The sequence below is a fragment of the Salinibacterium sp. 10G20-15 genome, assembly GCF_057365065.1.
Genome location: NZ_CP195118.1, coordinates 2,017,675 through 2,032,674, shown reverse-complemented (window position 1 = coordinate 2,032,674; position 15,000 = coordinate 2,017,675). Strand labels below are relative to the sequence as shown.

The 15,000-nt window shown below is 59.9% G+C and carries 15 protein-coding genes; 4 read left to right on the top strand and 11 right to left on the bottom strand.

What is annotated here, in order from left to right:
- Window positions 1–219: 219 nt before the first annotated feature.
- Both ACR3YK_RS09805 and ACR3YK_RS09800 read left to right on the top strand, forming a co-directional pair.
- Complete coding sequence (locus ACR3YK_RS09805) at window positions 220–2,559, top strand: hypothetical protein (RefSeq protein ID WP_486174702.1); 2,340 nt, start codon at window positions 220–222, stop codon at window positions 2,557–2,559.
- Window positions 2,560–2,630: 71 nt separating this feature from the next.
- Window positions 2,631–3,692 (top strand): AI-2E family transporter, encoded by a 1,062-nt coding sequence (locus ACR3YK_RS09800; protein WP_486174701.1) that lies wholly within the window; start codon window positions 2,631–2,633, stop codon window positions 3,690–3,692.
- On the opposite strand, the gene ACR3YK_RS09795 is transcribed toward ACR3YK_RS09800, so the two are convergent.
- The 9 genes from ACR3YK_RS09795 to rpsB form a co-directional block, all read right to left on the bottom strand.
- Complete coding sequence (locus ACR3YK_RS09795) at window positions 3,689–4,486, bottom strand: alpha/beta hydrolase (protein WP_486174700.1); 798 nt, start codon at window positions 4,484–4,486, stop codon at window positions 3,689–3,691. The two genes, ACR3YK_RS09800 and ACR3YK_RS09795, sit on opposite strands and share 4 nt — an antisense overlap.
- A 10-nt stretch (window positions 4,487–4,496) precedes the next feature.
- A complete protein-coding gene (locus ACR3YK_RS09790; protein ID WP_486174699.1) occupies window positions 4,497–4,796 on the bottom strand; it encodes a hypothetical protein in 300 nt (99 codons plus the stop codon).
- A gap of 31 nt (window positions 4,797–4,827) precedes the next feature.
- A complete protein-coding gene (locus tag ACR3YK_RS09785) occupies window positions 4,828–5,475 on the bottom strand; it encodes an aggregation-promoting factor C-terminal-like domain-containing protein (protein ID WP_486174698.1) in 648 nt (215 codons plus the stop codon).
- 44 nt (window positions 5,476–5,519) lie between these two features.
- Complete coding sequence (locus ACR3YK_RS09780) at window positions 5,520–6,071, bottom strand: DivIVA domain-containing protein (protein WP_486174697.1); 552 nt, start codon at window positions 6,069–6,071, stop codon at window positions 5,520–5,522.
- A 14-nt stretch (window positions 6,072–6,085) separates the two neighbouring features.
- Window positions 6,086–6,964: a phosphatidate cytidylyltransferase gene (locus ACR3YK_RS09775; RefSeq protein WP_486174696.1), complete on the bottom strand. Its 879-nt coding sequence runs from the start codon at window positions 6,962–6,964 to the stop codon at window positions 6,086–6,088.
- Window positions 6,964–7,515: a ribosome recycling factor gene (frr, locus tag ACR3YK_RS09770; RefSeq protein ID WP_486174695.1), complete on the bottom strand. Its 552-nt coding sequence runs from the start codon at window positions 7,513–7,515 to the stop codon at window positions 6,964–6,966. The genes ACR3YK_RS09775 and frr overlap by 1 nt, the downstream gene beginning before the upstream one ends.
- 108 nt (window positions 7,516–7,623) lie before the next feature.
- Entirely contained in the window at window positions 7,624–8,337 is a 714-nt protein-coding gene (pyrH, locus tag ACR3YK_RS09765; protein ID WP_486174694.1) for a UMP kinase, read from the bottom strand.
- A 164-nt stretch (window positions 8,338–8,501) separates the two neighbouring features.
- A complete protein-coding gene (gene tsf / locus ACR3YK_RS09760; RefSeq protein ID WP_486174693.1) occupies window positions 8,502–9,329 on the bottom strand; it encodes a translation elongation factor Ts in 828 nt (275 codons plus the stop codon).
- A gap of 11 nt (window positions 9,330–9,340) precedes the next feature.
- Entirely contained in the window at window positions 9,341–10,264 is a 924-nt protein-coding gene (gene rpsB, locus ACR3YK_RS09755) for a 30S ribosomal protein S2 (RefSeq protein WP_486174692.1), read from the bottom strand.
- 321 nt (window positions 10,265–10,585) lie between these two features.
- On the opposite strand from rpsB, the gene ACR3YK_RS09750 reads away from it, so the two are divergent.
- Entirely contained in the window at window positions 10,586–11,137 is a 552-nt protein-coding gene (locus ACR3YK_RS09750; protein ID WP_486174691.1) for a M23 family metallopeptidase, read from the top strand.
- A gap of 29 nt (window positions 11,138–11,166) precedes the next feature.
- On the opposite strand, the gene ACR3YK_RS09745 is transcribed toward ACR3YK_RS09750, so the two are convergent.
- Window positions 11,167–13,335 (bottom strand): MMPL family transporter, encoded by a 2,169-nt coding sequence (locus tag ACR3YK_RS09745; RefSeq protein WP_486174690.1) that lies wholly within the window; start codon window positions 13,333–13,335, stop codon window positions 11,167–11,169.
- 77 nt (window positions 13,336–13,412) lie between these two features.
- Between ACR3YK_RS09745 and ACR3YK_RS09740 the strand changes: the two genes are divergently transcribed.
- Window positions 13,413–13,991, top strand: coding sequence for a MarR family winged helix-turn-helix transcriptional regulator (locus ACR3YK_RS09740; protein WP_486174689.1), 579 nt, complete (start codon window positions 13,413–13,415; stop codon window positions 13,989–13,991).
- A gap of 69 nt (window positions 13,992–14,060) precedes the next feature.
- Here ACR3YK_RS09740 and ACR3YK_RS09735 read toward each other — a convergent pair whose 3' ends face one another.
- Entirely contained in the window at window positions 14,061–14,987 is a 927-nt protein-coding gene (locus tag ACR3YK_RS09735; protein ID WP_486174688.1) for a tyrosine recombinase XerC, read from the bottom strand.
- Window positions 14,988–15,000: the final 13 nt, after the last annotated feature.

Sequence of the window (15,000 nt, the reverse complement as noted above, 5' to 3'; positions counted from 1 at the left end):
AACCTCAACTGGTCTGGAGGTAGGGCCCCGTCCATTCGGGTAGGCAACAACAAAGACGTTCAAGAATAGCCGATGGCATTAGCCCGACCTAGTTACTCTTCTGAGAACTATCTGAAAGAAAGGTGAATGCCCATATTGGGGGATGAGATCAGAATGACAGAAGGCCTCCTTGCCCCACTAAACTCAGAGGGTTCATTCCGCTGACATCGAGGAGAAATCTTGGCCGCGAACGATACCGATTTCGGCACAGAGATGCGCGGCTACAAGAAAGACGAAGTAGACAAACTTATCGGCGAGCTTCGTCGCGAACTTGTTGCCGCCAAAGCAGATCGCACGGCTTCCGCTAAAGAAGTCAAGCGACTCCTCGCCGTCAACGAAGATCTTCAGGCTGAGCTCGATGAATCGGGCAGCCCCACCTATAGCGGCCTCGGTTCCAAACTCGAGAGCATGCTTCGCGTCGCCGAAGAGCACTCTACGCAACTCATCAGCCAAGCTGATATCGACGCAGAGAAGATGCGCAAAGCGGTGCAAGCCGAAACGACCGCGCTACGAAACGAGACGGCGAGCGAAGCCGAGCGGATCCTAGAAGAGGCTCAGAACGAGGCATCGGCCCTTGCCGCGTCATCCCGCGCCGAAGCAGACACCCTCGTCGCACGCGCCAAGGATGAGGCCTCCCAACTCGTCGCTGATGCTTCACGCGAAGCCGCTACGATCCGTGGCGCTGTAGCCACGGAAGCTGCGGATGCTCGCACCTCCGCCAAGCGAGAAGCCGCTGCTCTGCGTGCCGAAACTGAACGCGCCATGGCGGAACTGCGTGCCAGTACTGCAGCCGAAGTCGCGGAGGCGCGAGAAGCTGCAGAATCCCTCGCTCGCGACGCGGAACTCGGCCGCGCCACCTTCGAAGCCGAGAACACCAAGCAGCGCGAAGACCTTGAGCGCGACATCGAGCAAGCCCGCACCGACCTCGCTCGTGAGATCGAAACGGCCCGCGCGGAACTCGAAGCAGAAACTACGACTGCCCGCGAGAAGCTTGCCAACGAGACAAAGGCTGCTCACACCAAACTCGCCAACGAAACCAAAGCTGGCCACGCCAAGCTTGCCAATGAGACCAAAGCTGCTCAAGCGAAGCTCAAAGCGGAGTTGGATGCCGGCTATGCAGCTCTGGAAGCGGAGGCTGAAGCCACTCGCAACGCCGCCGCCACCGAAGCCGCCACGACTCTGGCGGAACTCGAGAAAACCGTTACAACGACACGAGCTGCCCTCGACGCAGAACTTTCTGAAGCTCGCGAACTGTGGGAAACCGAAGAGCGAGAAGCACGCCAAGCGCTCGAACACGATGTCACAACAACTCGCGCTGAACTCGAAGATGAAGTCACCACCACCAAGGCTGCTCTTGAGCACGAGGTAACCAGCACCCAAGCTGCTCTCGAACAAGAGGTGTCAACAACCAAGACTGCGCTCGAACAAGAGGTCAAGGTTACAAAGGCGTCGCTCGAGCAGGAGGTCACGACCACTCGCGCCGAACTTGAGAACGACGTGGCCACAGCGAAAGCCGCGCTCAATGACGAGGTCACGACGACGCGAGCCGAACTCGAAGCGCACGTCAAAGCAACGCGAAGCGAACTCGCGGCGGACGTCGCTGCCCAAAAGAAGGCCCTCGACCGCGAGGTCAATTCCACTCAGAAAGCACTCGCGAAGGAAGTCTCCAGCACGCGCGCAGCACTGGAGAGCGACGTTGAAACAACGCGGGCTGGTTTGGAAGAAGAAATCGCCACCGCTCGCGCGAAGTTCGAGCAGGAAAGCTCAACGGCTCGCACCGAGTTCGAGTCAGAAATGAGCACGCGCCGCAACGAGCTCGAGGCCGAGATCGACTCCGCCACGGCCGCTCTCGAAGAGGAAATGGCTCGACGCCACGCCGAATTGGATGCCGAAATAGACTCCAAGCGCACCGAGCTTGAGAGCTACGTCAGCGAGACTCGCGCCGCCCTCGCGCACGATGTCGAAAAGCAGACGGCGGACCTTGAGCGCGATATCGCACGCCAGCGCGCAGAGCTCGCGAACGAAGTCGAGTCCACTCGTGCCACGATTCAGCACCAATTGGAGGAAACCCGCACAACAATCGAGCGCGAAGCTGAGGAAGCTCGCACTGCCCTGGAGCACGAACTCGCCGTGCGCCGCGATGAGGCAGAAAAGGAGTTCTTAGCTCAGCACAAAGAGGCGACCGCACAGACTCACAATTATCTTGAGGAAGCTCAAGCGCAACTGGCTGAGGCAGTGCGTGAAGCCAACGCGAAGCGTCACGAGGCCGAAGAGCTCACCAAGTCATCGCAGGCTGAAGCAAAAGCGGTGCTCGCAGACGCAAATGCTCGTGCGACGGAAGAACTCTCCAACGCGGAGCAACGAGCGAAATCGCTCGTCGACGACGCCGAGAAGCGCTCGCGCGAGCTGGTGAGCGACGCTGAAGAGCGTCTAGCCAAGATCAAGGCGGAACGCGAGACTGTTGCGGGCTACTTTGAAAACCTTCGTGGAGTTCTCAACCAAGCCGAGGAAGTTAGCTAGCAACTGCCTGCCCGGCCCCTAGAATTACGCTCAGCCTGTCACTCGTGCGTCAGGCTGAATGGAGCCACGTCATGAAGATCCTCAACCCGTTCCGTCTCGGTTTGCTCGGCGGCCTGGGGGTTCTTGTCGCGGTCGGAATCGGTCAAACGATCATCTCGCTCGCAACGATTCTCACGTATGTGGGAGCAGCGCTTTTTCTTGCTCTCGGGCTTGACCCTGTCGTCACCTGGCTTGAAACCAAAAAGTTTCCACGCTGGACCGCTATCCTCACGGTGCTCGTGGGGGTGCTTGGAGTGTTCACTGGCCTCATTTTCGCAATCGTGCCGGTGATCGCCGAACAGGTGCGTAATGCCATTCAGGCCACCCCGCGACTGGTCACTGCGTTCTTCGATGGCACCGTGCGAGAAAATGTGGAGACTGCGCTGCCGTGGCTCAGAGTTCAGGATCTGCTCGACGGCTTCAACGAATGGATCGCCAATCTCGATCTCACCACCATCGGCGGTGGGGTGTTTGCCGTCGGCATCGGGATCGCCACGGGAATTACCGGGGCCATAATCGTGTTGATCCTCACGATCTACTTCGTGTCTTCTCTTAACAACATCAAGTCCGGTATTTACCAGTTGGTTCCCGCCACCAAACGCGCAAAATTTATCGATCTTTCTGAACAAGTCAGCGCCGCCGTGGGGCGCTACGTGATCGGCCAAGGTTCCCTCGCGCTTGTGAATGGCGTGCTTTCCTTCGTTGTTTTGACGCTCATCTTTCCCGCCTTCGGCGTCCCCGTGAGGTACTCGGCACTGCTGGCCTTCATCGCGTTCATGGGATCGCTCATTCCGCTGGTGGGAACACTCAGCGGATCCATCGTGATTACCCTCCTCGTGCTGCTGTTCAACGGTTCGCCGAGCGTGGTCGTGGTGGGTATCTACTACCTCGTGTACATGCAGATCGAGGCGTACGTTCTCAACCCGCGCATTATGAACAAAGCCGTCAAGATTCCCGGTGCTCTCGTCGTCATTGCGGCCCTCGCCGGAGGAACGCTATTGGGCATCCTGGGCGCACTCATCGCCATCCCCGTTGCTGCCGCGATTCTGATCGTCGTGCAGCAAGTGATTGTTCCGCGCCAGGCAGACCTCTAGATCGCCAGAGGGTCACTTGAGCTGATCGCAGCCGACTCCGGCGGCCACGTTCGTGGCAACGGTAGGACGACAGGATTCACTCGAGCAACGATCTCGGTGAGTACTCGATACGTTTGGGTCTCCCCCACCCACAAGTGTTTTCCGCCCTCAACAGCCACGAACTCCAGTTCAGGCACCGAAGAGAATCTTTCGGCGGCTTCGGCAGGACGCAAGTAGTCGTCGAGTTCGGGGATTACGGCGACGAGCCGTCGATCATCGCCAGCCCACGCAGCGACTTCAGCCGCCGTTGCACGATGAAGCGGCGGAGACAGCAAAATTGCTCCCGTGATCGGATGCTGCAGACCGTACTTGAGGGTGACCTCCGTGCCGAACGACCACCCCAGAAGCCACACGTTGGGCAACTCGCGCTCGCGCACGAAATCCATCGCGGCAGCGAGATCAAACTCTTCGAGAGTGCCTTCGCCAAATGAGCCTTCAGAGGTACCGCGCGGTGACGTGACTCCGCGAAAGTTGAACCGGAGCACAGCGACATCCGCTAATGTCGGCAGTCGCGCTGCAGCCTTGCGAATGATGTGCGAATCCATAAAGCCGCCAGCGGTCGGCAGCGGGTGCAGCGTGACGAGCGTCGCAGCAATGTGGCCAGATTCGGGAAGCGATAGCTCCCCCACGAGGGTGAGGCCGTCACTCGTGTGCAGTTCGATGTTCTCCCGAATCGCGGGCAACTCTGTAGCGCCGCGAATAGGCTCGGCCTCCGGCTGCGTAGCTGCCTCGGCATTGGGAAAAATGTCGCTCATCGGGTGTCACTCACAATCTGATCTTCCAGCAGTGCTGGTGCCAATGGCGGCGCGCTGCCAAGTCGTCCGCTTCGCCCATGATGCCGTCAGCCCGCCACGTCACCGTGTGGGCGGTGCCCTGAGAGATCGTTTGCGAGCATCCCGGACACGTGTAGTTTTTGACGGCGTTGGTTGCAGAAACGGGTTGAACGTTCCAGACACCATCTCGTTTCACCTCGGTGCGGCGCGAACCAACGAGCACACGGCTCAGGTCAGTGCTCTCGTCGTCTTCGCGGCGACGTCGCCCGCGGGGACGATTGGAACGAGGCATAGTTCAAGCTTATGCGCTGACGCGAAGCGGTCTAGTACCAGCCGTTGGACTCTGAATGAGCCCAGGCACCGCAGGGAGTGCCGTAGCGGCCTTGAATGTAGCTGAGGCCCCATGAGATCTGGGTCGCAGGGTTTGTGGCCCAGTCAGCACCAGCCGTCGCCATCTTGCTCCCCGGCAGAGCCTGCGGGATACCGTAAGCACCGCTGGAAGGATTCTGTGCATAGACATTCCAGCCCGATTCGCGATTCCACAAACTCACGAGGCAGCTGTATTCGCCCGAGCCGAGGCCACGAGCAGTAAGCATGGACTGGGCAATCGCCTGTGCCGTTCCCGGGTCAGGAGTTCCGGCAGCGGGCGCAACCGGAGCAGCGGGAAGAACCGGCTCAACAACGATCTCTTTGATGGTTAGTTTGTCGCGCGACACTTCGTTCTCGAAGCCCTCAGCGACCGTGAGTGATTGCACTTCAGCGCGCTCGATTGAACTGACGGGAGCAGGAGCCGCCGAAACGACGCTCGCGGGCGTGGGAGCGGCCATCATGAGCGTGGCAACAAAGCCGAGGCTGACAACTGAAGCGAAAACCGGAAGGCTCCACGACACACGTTTGTGGCGTCCAGAAAGATCCGCACCCTGGCTTTTAGCCTGAGCGCGGATGATTGCCGTTCGCGAATTAATAAACAAAGTATGAGCGATATTAGTCGACAGACCTGAAAAAACAGAGGGAACTAGCGAACGGCCAGCATTACGTCGATCACGGAATCCAGCAGGTAGTCAACCTGAGCCTCGCGGTACCCGCCCTTGGTGCTGCGGAAAGCAACAGTCCGAACGCGTTCAATCGTCAATGGCGCACCATGCTGAAAGTAGTTGGCGAGCTCTTGCGCGAAGGCGTCGACGTCTTTGACGGAATAGCCCATCGTGAAGGAGTTGACCTTCGAAAACTTCTTGCCTTCGTGACGTGCAAGGCGATTGAGAATCTCCTGCGCTTCTGCTCGCGCATTGGCGTACCAGGCGGTTTCGCCAAGCTCTGCGATCGCGCGATCGCGCTCGCGAGCGGCGAAGGCATCCTCCAACCGCTCCAACGCCGAATCGACATGCACAGTCGAGTAGCCACCTTTTTGCATGGCGAAAGCCAATTTACGAATGCTGCGTGACGACACTACTGACGAGTCGGCTCGATCGGCAGTGTAGGCACGACGTGCTTCTTCGAGGAAATCCTCGACCTGGTCGACGTTGTACCCCAACTGAGACTTGCGGCTGCGGGGAAATGTGGTGCTCACGGTTCTATTCTGCCTTACGCAAAGATGAGAAACAGCGCGTAACCTGCAGCAGCCGACAAAAGTGACGAATCTACGCGGTCAAGGAAACCGCCGTGACCGGGCAACCACGTACTGATGTCTTTGATACCGAGGTCTCGCTTGATCAGCGATTCAGCAAGATCCCCCATCGTTGCGGTTCCAAGGATAACGAGACCAAAGATGAGCCCCACCCACCACGGTTGGTTAATCATGAACAGGGCCAGGAGCACGCCAGCGATGACTGCGGCAGCGGCAGCGCCTGCAAAACCTTCCCATGTCTTGTTCGGACTGATCGACGGCGCCATGGGGTGCTTTCCGAACGACAGACCACTAGCGTAAGCGCCAATATCGCTGACAACCACCACAATGAGCATGGCAAGGGTCCACCACTGGCCGCCATCCTCCGAGGTAAGAATGACCGTAAAGCTCGCGAGAAAAGCAACGTAGAGCATCACAAACACACCGGCGCCGAGATCGCGCATGATCGAGCGCAATGAGCCTCGGTGGCTCGGCAAGATCACGACCTCAACGAGCCGCCACAGCCATACAAAGGCGACTCCCGCCAGGGTGACGTACCACTGACCTTCTGCGTGCCAATAAAAAGACGCCGGCACCACCGCAACGGCAGCAATGATTGCCCCGGCGCGAGGAATTTTGAGCCCCGAGAATCGAAGTGCGCTCGCCAATTCGAACGCGGTAAACGCGACGAGCACTCCGGCAAAGAGCATAAATAGCTCTTTGACAAAGATCAGGCTGAACAACAACGACAAGCCCAAGGCCAATCCAACGATGATTGCCATCGCCAAAGGCCGCCCAGTGCGGGCGTTAATTTTGTCGTTTGTCGCTCGAACCTGAGCTTCGAATTCAGAGACCATTAGACCTCGAGCAACTCTGCTTCTTTGCGTTTGAGAGCATCGTCAATCGCGTCGACGTGAGCCTTGGTTGTCGCTTCGAGTTCTTTCTCAGCACGCGCGACTTCATCTTCGCCAACCTCGGTCAGGGCATCGAGGTCGTCTTTTGCCTTGCGGCGGACATTGCGAAGCGAAACACGAGCCTGCTCAGCCTTCTCGCGAACGACTTTGACAAACTCCTTGCGACGATCCTCAGTCAATTCCGGGAGCGTGGCGCGGATGACGCTGCCGTCGTTGCCAACGCTGGCACCAATGTGGTGCGCAGCAGCGATTGCCTTCTCAATTTCTTTGAGAGCGGACTTATCGAACGGGGTGATGATGAGAGTGCGAGCCTCTTGGTTAACCATAGAGGCTAACTGCTGCAGCGGAGTTGGGGTCCCGTAGTAGTCCACGAGAACCTTCTGGAATAGCGCGGGGTTAGCGCGGCCAGTACGCACCGTGCTGAAGTCTTCTTTGGCAGCATCCACTGCCTTGTTCATTTTTTGGCTAGCCTCGGCTAGAACATCACTGATCACGGAGCACTCCTCTTGGTCTCACTCGAGTTTAGCGTGCGGTGCCTGCTGCACCGGCGGCGCGGCACTCGGGAATGGTTTAGCTTTGATGGGTTTTCGAATAGCGCTGAGCTATCCGTGCACGCGAGTGCCAATCTGCTCACCGACAATGGCGCGCGTGAGGTTACCGGCGGGTTCCATACCGAACACGAGCATGGGCATCGAGTTATCCATGCACAGGCTGAAAGCGGTCGAGTCAACAACCTTGAGCCCTTGCACGAGAGCGTCCTGGAAGCTGATTGACTCGAGCTTGCGCGCGTCAGGATTGCTGCGGGGATCAGCATCGTAGACGCCATCCACACCGTTCTTGGCAACGAGCACTTCTTCGGCACCGATTTCGAGGGCGCGCTGAGCGGCGACCGTGTCGGTCGAAAAGTAAGGCAGGCCAGCGCCCGCACCGAAAATCACGACGCGGCCCTTCTCAAGGTGACGCTCGGCACGCAGCGGAATGTACGGTTCAGCAACTTGCGTCATGGCAATGGCCGACTGCACACGCGTCGCAGCGCCGGCCTGCTCCAAGAAGTCTTGGAGGGCCAGAGCGTTCATGACAGTACCCAACATTCCCATATAGTCGGCGCGACCTCGGTCCATACCGCGTTGGCTCAGTTCGGCTCCGCGAAAGAAGTTGCCGCCACCAACAACAATGGCGATTTCTACCCGAGTGGATGCCGCAGCGATTTCTTTGGCAAGCGCCGAGACAACATCCGGATTGACACCGAGCTGACCACCACCGAACGCTTCTCCCGATAGTTTCAGCAGCACCCGACGTTTGCGTTGTGTGGTCATCGTCTTCTTTCCGTGTTGATGTTCGTATACAGGCTATTGTGTCGCGTCGCTCACGGCACCGGCGCACAGCAGATTCGCCGCAAGCGGTGCCCAACCACTGCGACTGCTCTGCGCACAGTAAAGGCCCGAGGCAAGAGAGCCCCGGGCCTTTATGACACTGTGTGTTAGGCGCCTACCTTGAAGCGAGCAAAACCGGTGATGGTGATGCCCGCGGCGTCGGCAACCTGCGCGATCGAAAGCTTGTTGTCACGAGCGTAATCCTGATCGAGCAGAGAAACCTGCTTGAAGAACGCACCGAGACGGCCTTCCACAATCTTGGGCAGAGCAGCGTCTGGCTTGCCCTCTCCGCGGCTGATCTCTTCAACGATACGGCGCTCGTTCTCGACGTCTTCTGCCGGAACGTCCTCACGCGAGAGGTAGGAGGGAGCTGCAAACGAAATGTGCTGAGCGATTCCGCGAGCGGTCTCTGCATCGTCACCCGTGTACGCGACAACAACACCAACCTGCGGAGGAAGGTCCTTGTTGGTGCGGTGCATGTAGATCTCGAAAGCATCGCCCTCGATCTTGGCCAGGCGACGCAGCTCAATCTTCTCACCGAGGATTGCTGCTTCGTCGCTGATCAGGTCTGCGACCGTAGCGGAACCTGCCGTTGCCGCAAGCCCCTCGTCAACCGTCGAGGCACCGGCAGCCGACACTGCGGCGACAACGGCTTCACCCAGAGCAACAAACTTGTCACCCTTAGCTACAAAGTCGGTCTCGCAAGCGAGTTCGATGATGGTTGTCGCGGAACCGGCCGAGCTCGCGGCGATGAGGCCTTCGCTAGTGGAACGGTCTGAACGCTTGGCGTTGCTCTTGGCACCGCGCAGACGAAGAAGCTCGGTTGCCTTATCAAGGTCACCGCCAGCTTCAACGAGAGCGTTCTTGGTTTCGACCATGCCAGTGCCGAGGCGCTCGCGCAGGGTCTTGAGGTCTTCGAGGCTAAAGTCGGCCATTGTTCGAATCCTTACTTCTTGTCGTCGGCTGCGTCTGCAGCCTTCGCGGGGGTCTTCTTTGCTGCGGGCTTAGCAGCAGCGTCAGCTGCCTTTGCGTCGTCTTTGTCAACCTTGGGCTCTTCAGCCTTGGCTTCGTCGGCCTTGGGCTCTTCGGTCTTCGCTGCCGCAGCGTCTGCATCAGCCTGGCCGAGAAGCTCGGCTTCCCAAGCAGCCATCGGCTCTACTTCTTTGCCCTCTTCTGGCTTCTGGTGGCGCTGGATAAGACCCTCAGCAGCCGCGTCAGCAACAATGCGAGTGAGAAGTCCAACCGAACGGATGGCGTCGTCGTTACCTGGGATCGGGTAAGCAACTTCGTCGGGGTCACAGTTGGTGTCGAGGATCGCGATAACAGGGATACCAAGCTTGTGAGCCTCGTCAATGGCGAGGTGCTCTTTCTTGGTGTCGACGATCCAGATGGCCGAAGGAGTCTTCGTAAGGTTGCGGATACCGCCCAGGCTCTTCTGCAACTTCGTCAGCTCACGCTTCTGAATGAGAAGTTCCTTTTTGGTGAAGCCACGCGTGGTGTCGTCGAAGTCGACCTCTTCGAGTTCCTTCATGCGTGCGAGACGCTTGGAAACGGTCTGGAAGTTGGTGAGGAGTCCACCGAGCCAGCGCTGGTTGACGTAGGGCTGGCCTACGCGCAGTGCCTGTTCTGCAATGGTGTTCTGCGCCTGCTTCTTGGTGCCGACAAAGAGGATGGTTCCGCCGTGTGCGACGGTTTCCTTGACGTAGTCGTAAACTGCGTCGATGTGACCCAGCGACTGCTGAAGGTCAATGATGTGGCTGCCCGAGCGCTCGGTCAGAATGAAGCGCTTCATTTTCGGGTTCCAACGACGAGTCTGGTGTCCGAAGTGTACGCCGCTGTCGAGCAGCTCGCGGATGGTTACGACGGCCATGGCCGTTCTCCTTTTCTGGCTCACTGGCGCGCACAGCGGCAATGGCCTTCTCAGTTAATACTCGCTACCGGTTGGCGCGAATCCTAGTGCCCGGGCATACCTCCGCCCCGATCGCAGTGCTGCACGAAAGGGGACTGAGTGGAGATAGCGGCCGTGTGTTGCAGTAGTTGTACTGCAACGGGGCACGCGTAGTCACCGCGAATACACGCGGTGCTGCCAAAATCATACCATCGCTCCCCCACAACAACGTCACCGATTTTCGTTTTCCCCGGAAGCGGTTTTCTCGCGACGAGTCCCGCGTGAATTCTCAACACTGGGTGCATGATTCGAACCCCGTTGTGCATGATTCTTGCCCTTCTCCTCGCCGTGGCGACCGGCGCGAGCGCACCCGCGAGCGCACCCGTGAGCACTCCGGTGAGCGCCGAGGGCGGGTGGAGTTGGCCGGTGCAAGCACCGCATCCGATCATCCGGCCTTATATTGCGCCCGACACCCCCTACTCCGCTGGACATCGCGGGATCGATATCGGCGCCGGTACGTCAACCGAGGTGAGGTCGCCAGCCGCGGGCGTGGTGCACTTCGCCGGCACCGTTGTCGATCGCCCGGTGTTGTCGATTCGGCATTCGGGTGGACTCATCACGAGCTACGAGCCTGTAACGAGCGCGCTGGCGCGAGGCGACCCCGTGGCGCAGGGTGAGATTGTGGGCGAACTGCAGCCAGGGCACTGCTCCGTCTCGTGCCTCCATTTTGGCGTGCGCCTCGATGGCGAGTACGTGTCGCCACTGAACTACCTCGGAGCGATTCCGCGCGCGATCCTCTTGCCCACGAGAAAGCCTCTAGCCGGGTTCGAGCGCGAGGCGCAGGAACCCGACTAGGGCCAGTTTTCCGTGATCCGAACGGAGACTTAGCGGTCGATCGTGTGCTGGGGAGCAGTGTCGCCCTCGGCGTGCTTCGGAGTGTGCTCGGTCGAGTGCGCCGGAGCGTGGGTACGAACGTGATCGCCCGATCCCTTCGGAGTGCGCACTTCAGCACCCACCGAGATCACCCGAGTCGGCCACCAGAACTTCTCTCCCAGCATGAATGCGAGCGAAGGAACAATCACGGTTCGCACGAGGAGGGTGTCGAGCAGTACACCGATACAGACGATGATTCCGATTTGTGTGAGCGTGATGAGCGGCAGCACTCCGAGCACCGCGAAGACCGCGGCGAGCAGAATACCGGCACTCGTGATCACGCCACCGGTCGACGAGAGTGCCCGAATCATGCCCTGGCGAGTGCCGTATTCGACAGCTTCTTCTCGAGCGCGAGTGACCAAGAAGATGTTGTAGTCGACACCCAGTGCCACGAGGAACAGGAAGCTGAACAGCACCACGTTTGTATCGATCGCCGGGAAGTCGAACACCGTCTGGAAGAGCAACCAGCTCGCACCGAGGCTTGCGAAGAACGACGCGACGACCGTGAGCAGCAGCAGGATTGGAGCCACCAGCGAACGGAGCAACAACACCAAGACGATGAATACGAGGCCGAGGATGAGCGGGATGACCAAGTCTTGGTCGGACTGCTGAGCGCGCTCAACGTCGAGAGCCTGCGCATCCAGCCCACCGACGAGCGCGTCAGCGCCCTCGATCGTCGAGAGCTCCGCACGGAGAGCCTCGATAGCGGCGAACGACCCTTCCGTCTCGGCCGCGTCATCCAACACCACACTGATCTGCGTGATCGTGGACGTGCTCTCGCCAATGCGAACCGCATCAACGCCGTCGACACCGTCGGCAGCCTGGGCTGCTTCTTCGGCGTAGTCAGAGTTCACGATGACCGACGCCGGCGAACCGCTGCCGGCGGGGAAGGCATCCGCAATGAGCTCTTGGCCCTGCACTGCTTCGGGAACCTGCGTAAAGCTCTCAGTCTGCGAGAGGCCGATCTTGATCTGCGGCACGCCCAACGAGAGCGCTCCGAGCACGATTGCGCCAAGAATGGCGACGGCGACAGGCTTCTTGGAAACGAGAACACCGAGCTTGTGCCAGACGCCGCGCTCAGCGCTGCCCTCAGTGCCGAACTTGGGAATGTAGGGCCAGAAGAGGCCACGCCCGAAGAGCACGAGAGCGGCAGGCAGAACAACGAGTGCAAAGATCATGGCGATAACTACACCCGTGGCACAGGCGATACCGAGGGCTCGGTTGCCCTGAAGCTCGGCAAACACGAGCGTCAGGAGGGCGAGTACCACGGTGCTACCGCTGGCGATGATGGCGGGGCCCGCACCGCGCAGGGCACGGGACATGGCTTCACGGCGATCCTCGACCAGGCGCAATTCGTCGCGGTATCGCGCAATCAACAGGAGCGCGTAGTTGGTACCAGCACCGAAAACGAGTACGGAGAGAATGCCGGTGACGGAAGCATCCAACTGGATGCCGGCAAGAGTGGCAACGCGAGCGGCAACGATGCCCGCGAGACCGTCAGCAGTACCCACCACGATGAGTGGCACGAGCCACAACCACGGACTGCGGTAAGTGACGAGCAGCAGCACGGCGACCACGATGACGGTCGTGAGGAGAAGAGTGAAGTCGGCGCCCTCGAAGACGGCAGCGATGTCGACAGCAAATCCTTCCGGGCCACTCAACAGGGCGGAGAGTCCGTCTGGCAGTCCCGCGTTGGCTTCGGCGCGAATCTCGTCAGCGCGCTCCGCTTGTTCGCCCGCTTCAGTGAGCTTATCGAGCGGAACCGTGACGAGGGCTGTCGTGCCGTCGTCGGAAACCGAGGGCGGGGGAACGAATCCCTCAGCGGAGAATTCGCTCAGCGAACCCGTCGCGTCAGTGATCGCGGCGATGTCGTCGTCGGTGAGATCGCCGCCTTCGCGGGTGTACACGAGCAGCGCGACTGTGGAATCGGCGCCCGGCAGGTCTTCTGCGGCAGCAGCGGCCCGGGCGGATTCGGCGGAATCCGGAAGACCAACGCCGGGAAGTGCGCCCTCTTCATTGCCGGAACCGGCAGCAAAGATCGCGCCAGCGGCGAGGAACGCGGCGACCAACACGATCCACGAAGTCTTTCGGGCGGTGATGAACGTCCTGAGGCGAGACATCGCTCTCCTTCTGAAGCAAAGTACTTCGATTGACTAGATATTAGACAAGTTAGAAACATACCGGTAAAGTGTTCACCATGCAACACACCGAACCCGCCATGGAGCGCCCCCAAGCACGCCGCCCCACCCAACTGCTGCGGGACATCCTCGACATCAGTGAAGAGTTCGAGGAGCACGTCGGCCGCACTCTCTCCGTCAACGCCACTGACCTCGAAGCGATGGAACACCTGATCATGAGTGGGCCGCTGCCCCCGACTGAACTTTCGCGTCGCCTCAATATTTCAACTCCCGCCGTGACGGCCTCGATTGACCGCCTGATAGGCGTCGGTCATGTCACTCGTGAGCAGCATCCGACCGACCGTCGCAGCGTCGTCGTCGTCCCTAATCCGCGTTCTGTTGAGACCGCGATGGCAACTTTGATGCCGATGATCATGGGCATCGACCGAGTACTCGACAACTTCGATGACACCGAGAAAGAGGTCATCGAGCGATATCTCGATCAGGTCGTCACGATTTACCGCGAGCAGCTTCCCGACCCCGCCGACATTCCGGCACCGAAGCCGGCCGTGGCCCCGCCCAAGATTGATCCGCCCGGACCGCGACGCTCGTCGTGGAAACCTGAGACGCAGGTCGGGCCGACAGTTTTCGGCAGCTAGATCGCGTTAGCCGCACACCTCAGGCACTGTCGGCGGGCTCGGCCCCCGCGGTCTCGCTACCGAGCGCGTTCAGGCTCGCGGGTGCGCTGTTCGGTAGCTTTCACGCAAGCGTTCGGTGGAAACGTGCGTGTACAGCTGAGTCGTGCCCAAACTCGCGTGCCCGAGAAGTTCTTGCACGGCGCGCAAGTCGGCGCCACCATCGAGCAAATGAGTGGCCGCCGTGTGCCGCAAGGTGTGCGGTCCAGAACCGCCCGATCCCGGAACATCGGCCAATAAGTGCGCAATCACTTCGTACACCGTGCGCGCACTGACGCGCTTTCCCCGGGCGCCCACGAATAGCGGAGCTGCTCCCCCGCTTTCCGACGTCAGTTGACCCCGGCCGCGCTCAAGATAGTCACTGAGTGCCCGTTGGGCCGGGATGCCGAACGGAACAACACGTTCCTTCGAGCCCTTACCCATCACTCGCACGGTGAGTCGCGAATCGTCGACATCGTTGGCGCTTAAACCCACGAGTTCGCTCACCCGCAGTGCCGAAGCGTACAAGAGCTCGACGATAGCTCTGTCCCGCAGCGCAATCGGGTCGAACGAGGAGGCGCGCGCCTCAACACTCTGCAACATCTCGGTCATTTGGTCGCGATTGAGAACCCGGGGCAGATGACGCTCGGCCTTGGGCGCTTTGAGCCGCGCCGCGGCATCCACTTCGGTGTGGTGATTAGCAGTCAGCCACGCGCTGAAAGCTCGGGCTGCTGCTGCGCGGCGAGCGAGCGTCGCCTTAGCGAGGCCGTCTTGCGACGACTGCCAGAGCCACTCGCGCAGCAACTCGAGATCGAGATCGGCAGGTACCGTCGCAGCGCGCTCAGCAGCAAAATCGACAAGCGTGGTGAGATCGGAACGATACGAACGGATCGTATGTACGCTAAAGCCGCGGTCTGCCGAGAGGTACTCGACAAACACATCCACGAGCCGGTGCAGGTTCACGTGTCTATCGTGCGGCATGCTGCAGACATTC

What these genes read in the sequence shown, in the direction of transcription:
- ACR3YK_RS09800 (WP_486174701.1), top strand. Translation starts at nt 2,631, where the DNA reads ATGAAGATCCTCAACCCGTTCCGTCTCGGTTTGCTCGGCGGCCTGGGG.
- ACR3YK_RS09795 (WP_486174700.1), bottom strand. Translation starts at nt 4,486, where the DNA reads ATGAGCGACATTTTTCCCAATGCCGAGGCAGCTACGCAGCCGGAGGCC.
- ACR3YK_RS09790 (WP_486174699.1), bottom strand. Translation starts at nt 4,796, where the DNA reads ATGCCTCGTTCCAATCGTCCCCGCGGGCGACGTCGCCGCGAAGACGAC.
- ACR3YK_RS09775 (WP_486174696.1), bottom strand. Translation starts at nt 6,964, where the DNA reads ATGGTCTCTGAATTCGAAGCTCAGGTTCGAGCGACAAACGACAAAATT.
- pyrH (WP_486174694.1), bottom strand. Translation starts at nt 8,337, where the DNA reads ATGACCACACAACGCAAACGTCGGGTGCTGCTGAAACTATCGGGAGAA.
- tsf (WP_486174693.1), bottom strand. Translation starts at nt 9,329, where the DNA reads ATGGCCGACTTTAGCCTCGAAGACCTCAAGACCCTGCGCGAGCGCCTC.
- rpsB (WP_486174692.1), bottom strand. Translation starts at nt 10,264, where the DNA reads ATGGCCGTCGTAACCATCCGCGAGCTGCTCGACAGCGGCGTACACTTC.
- ACR3YK_RS09750 (WP_486174691.1), top strand. Translation starts at nt 10,586, where the DNA reads ATGATTCGAACCCCGTTGTGCATGATTCTTGCCCTTCTCCTCGCCGTG.
- ACR3YK_RS09745 (WP_486174690.1), bottom strand. Translation starts at nt 13,335, where the DNA reads ATGTCTCGCCTCAGGACGTTCATCACCGCCCGAAAGACTTCGTGGATC.
- ACR3YK_RS09740 (WP_486174689.1), top strand. Translation starts at nt 13,413, where the DNA reads ATGCAACACACCGAACCCGCCATGGAGCGCCCCCAAGCACGCCGCCCC.
- ACR3YK_RS09735 (WP_486174688.1), bottom strand. Translation starts at nt 14,987, where the DNA reads ATGCCGCACGATAGACACGTGAACCTGCACCGGCTCGTGGATGTGTTT.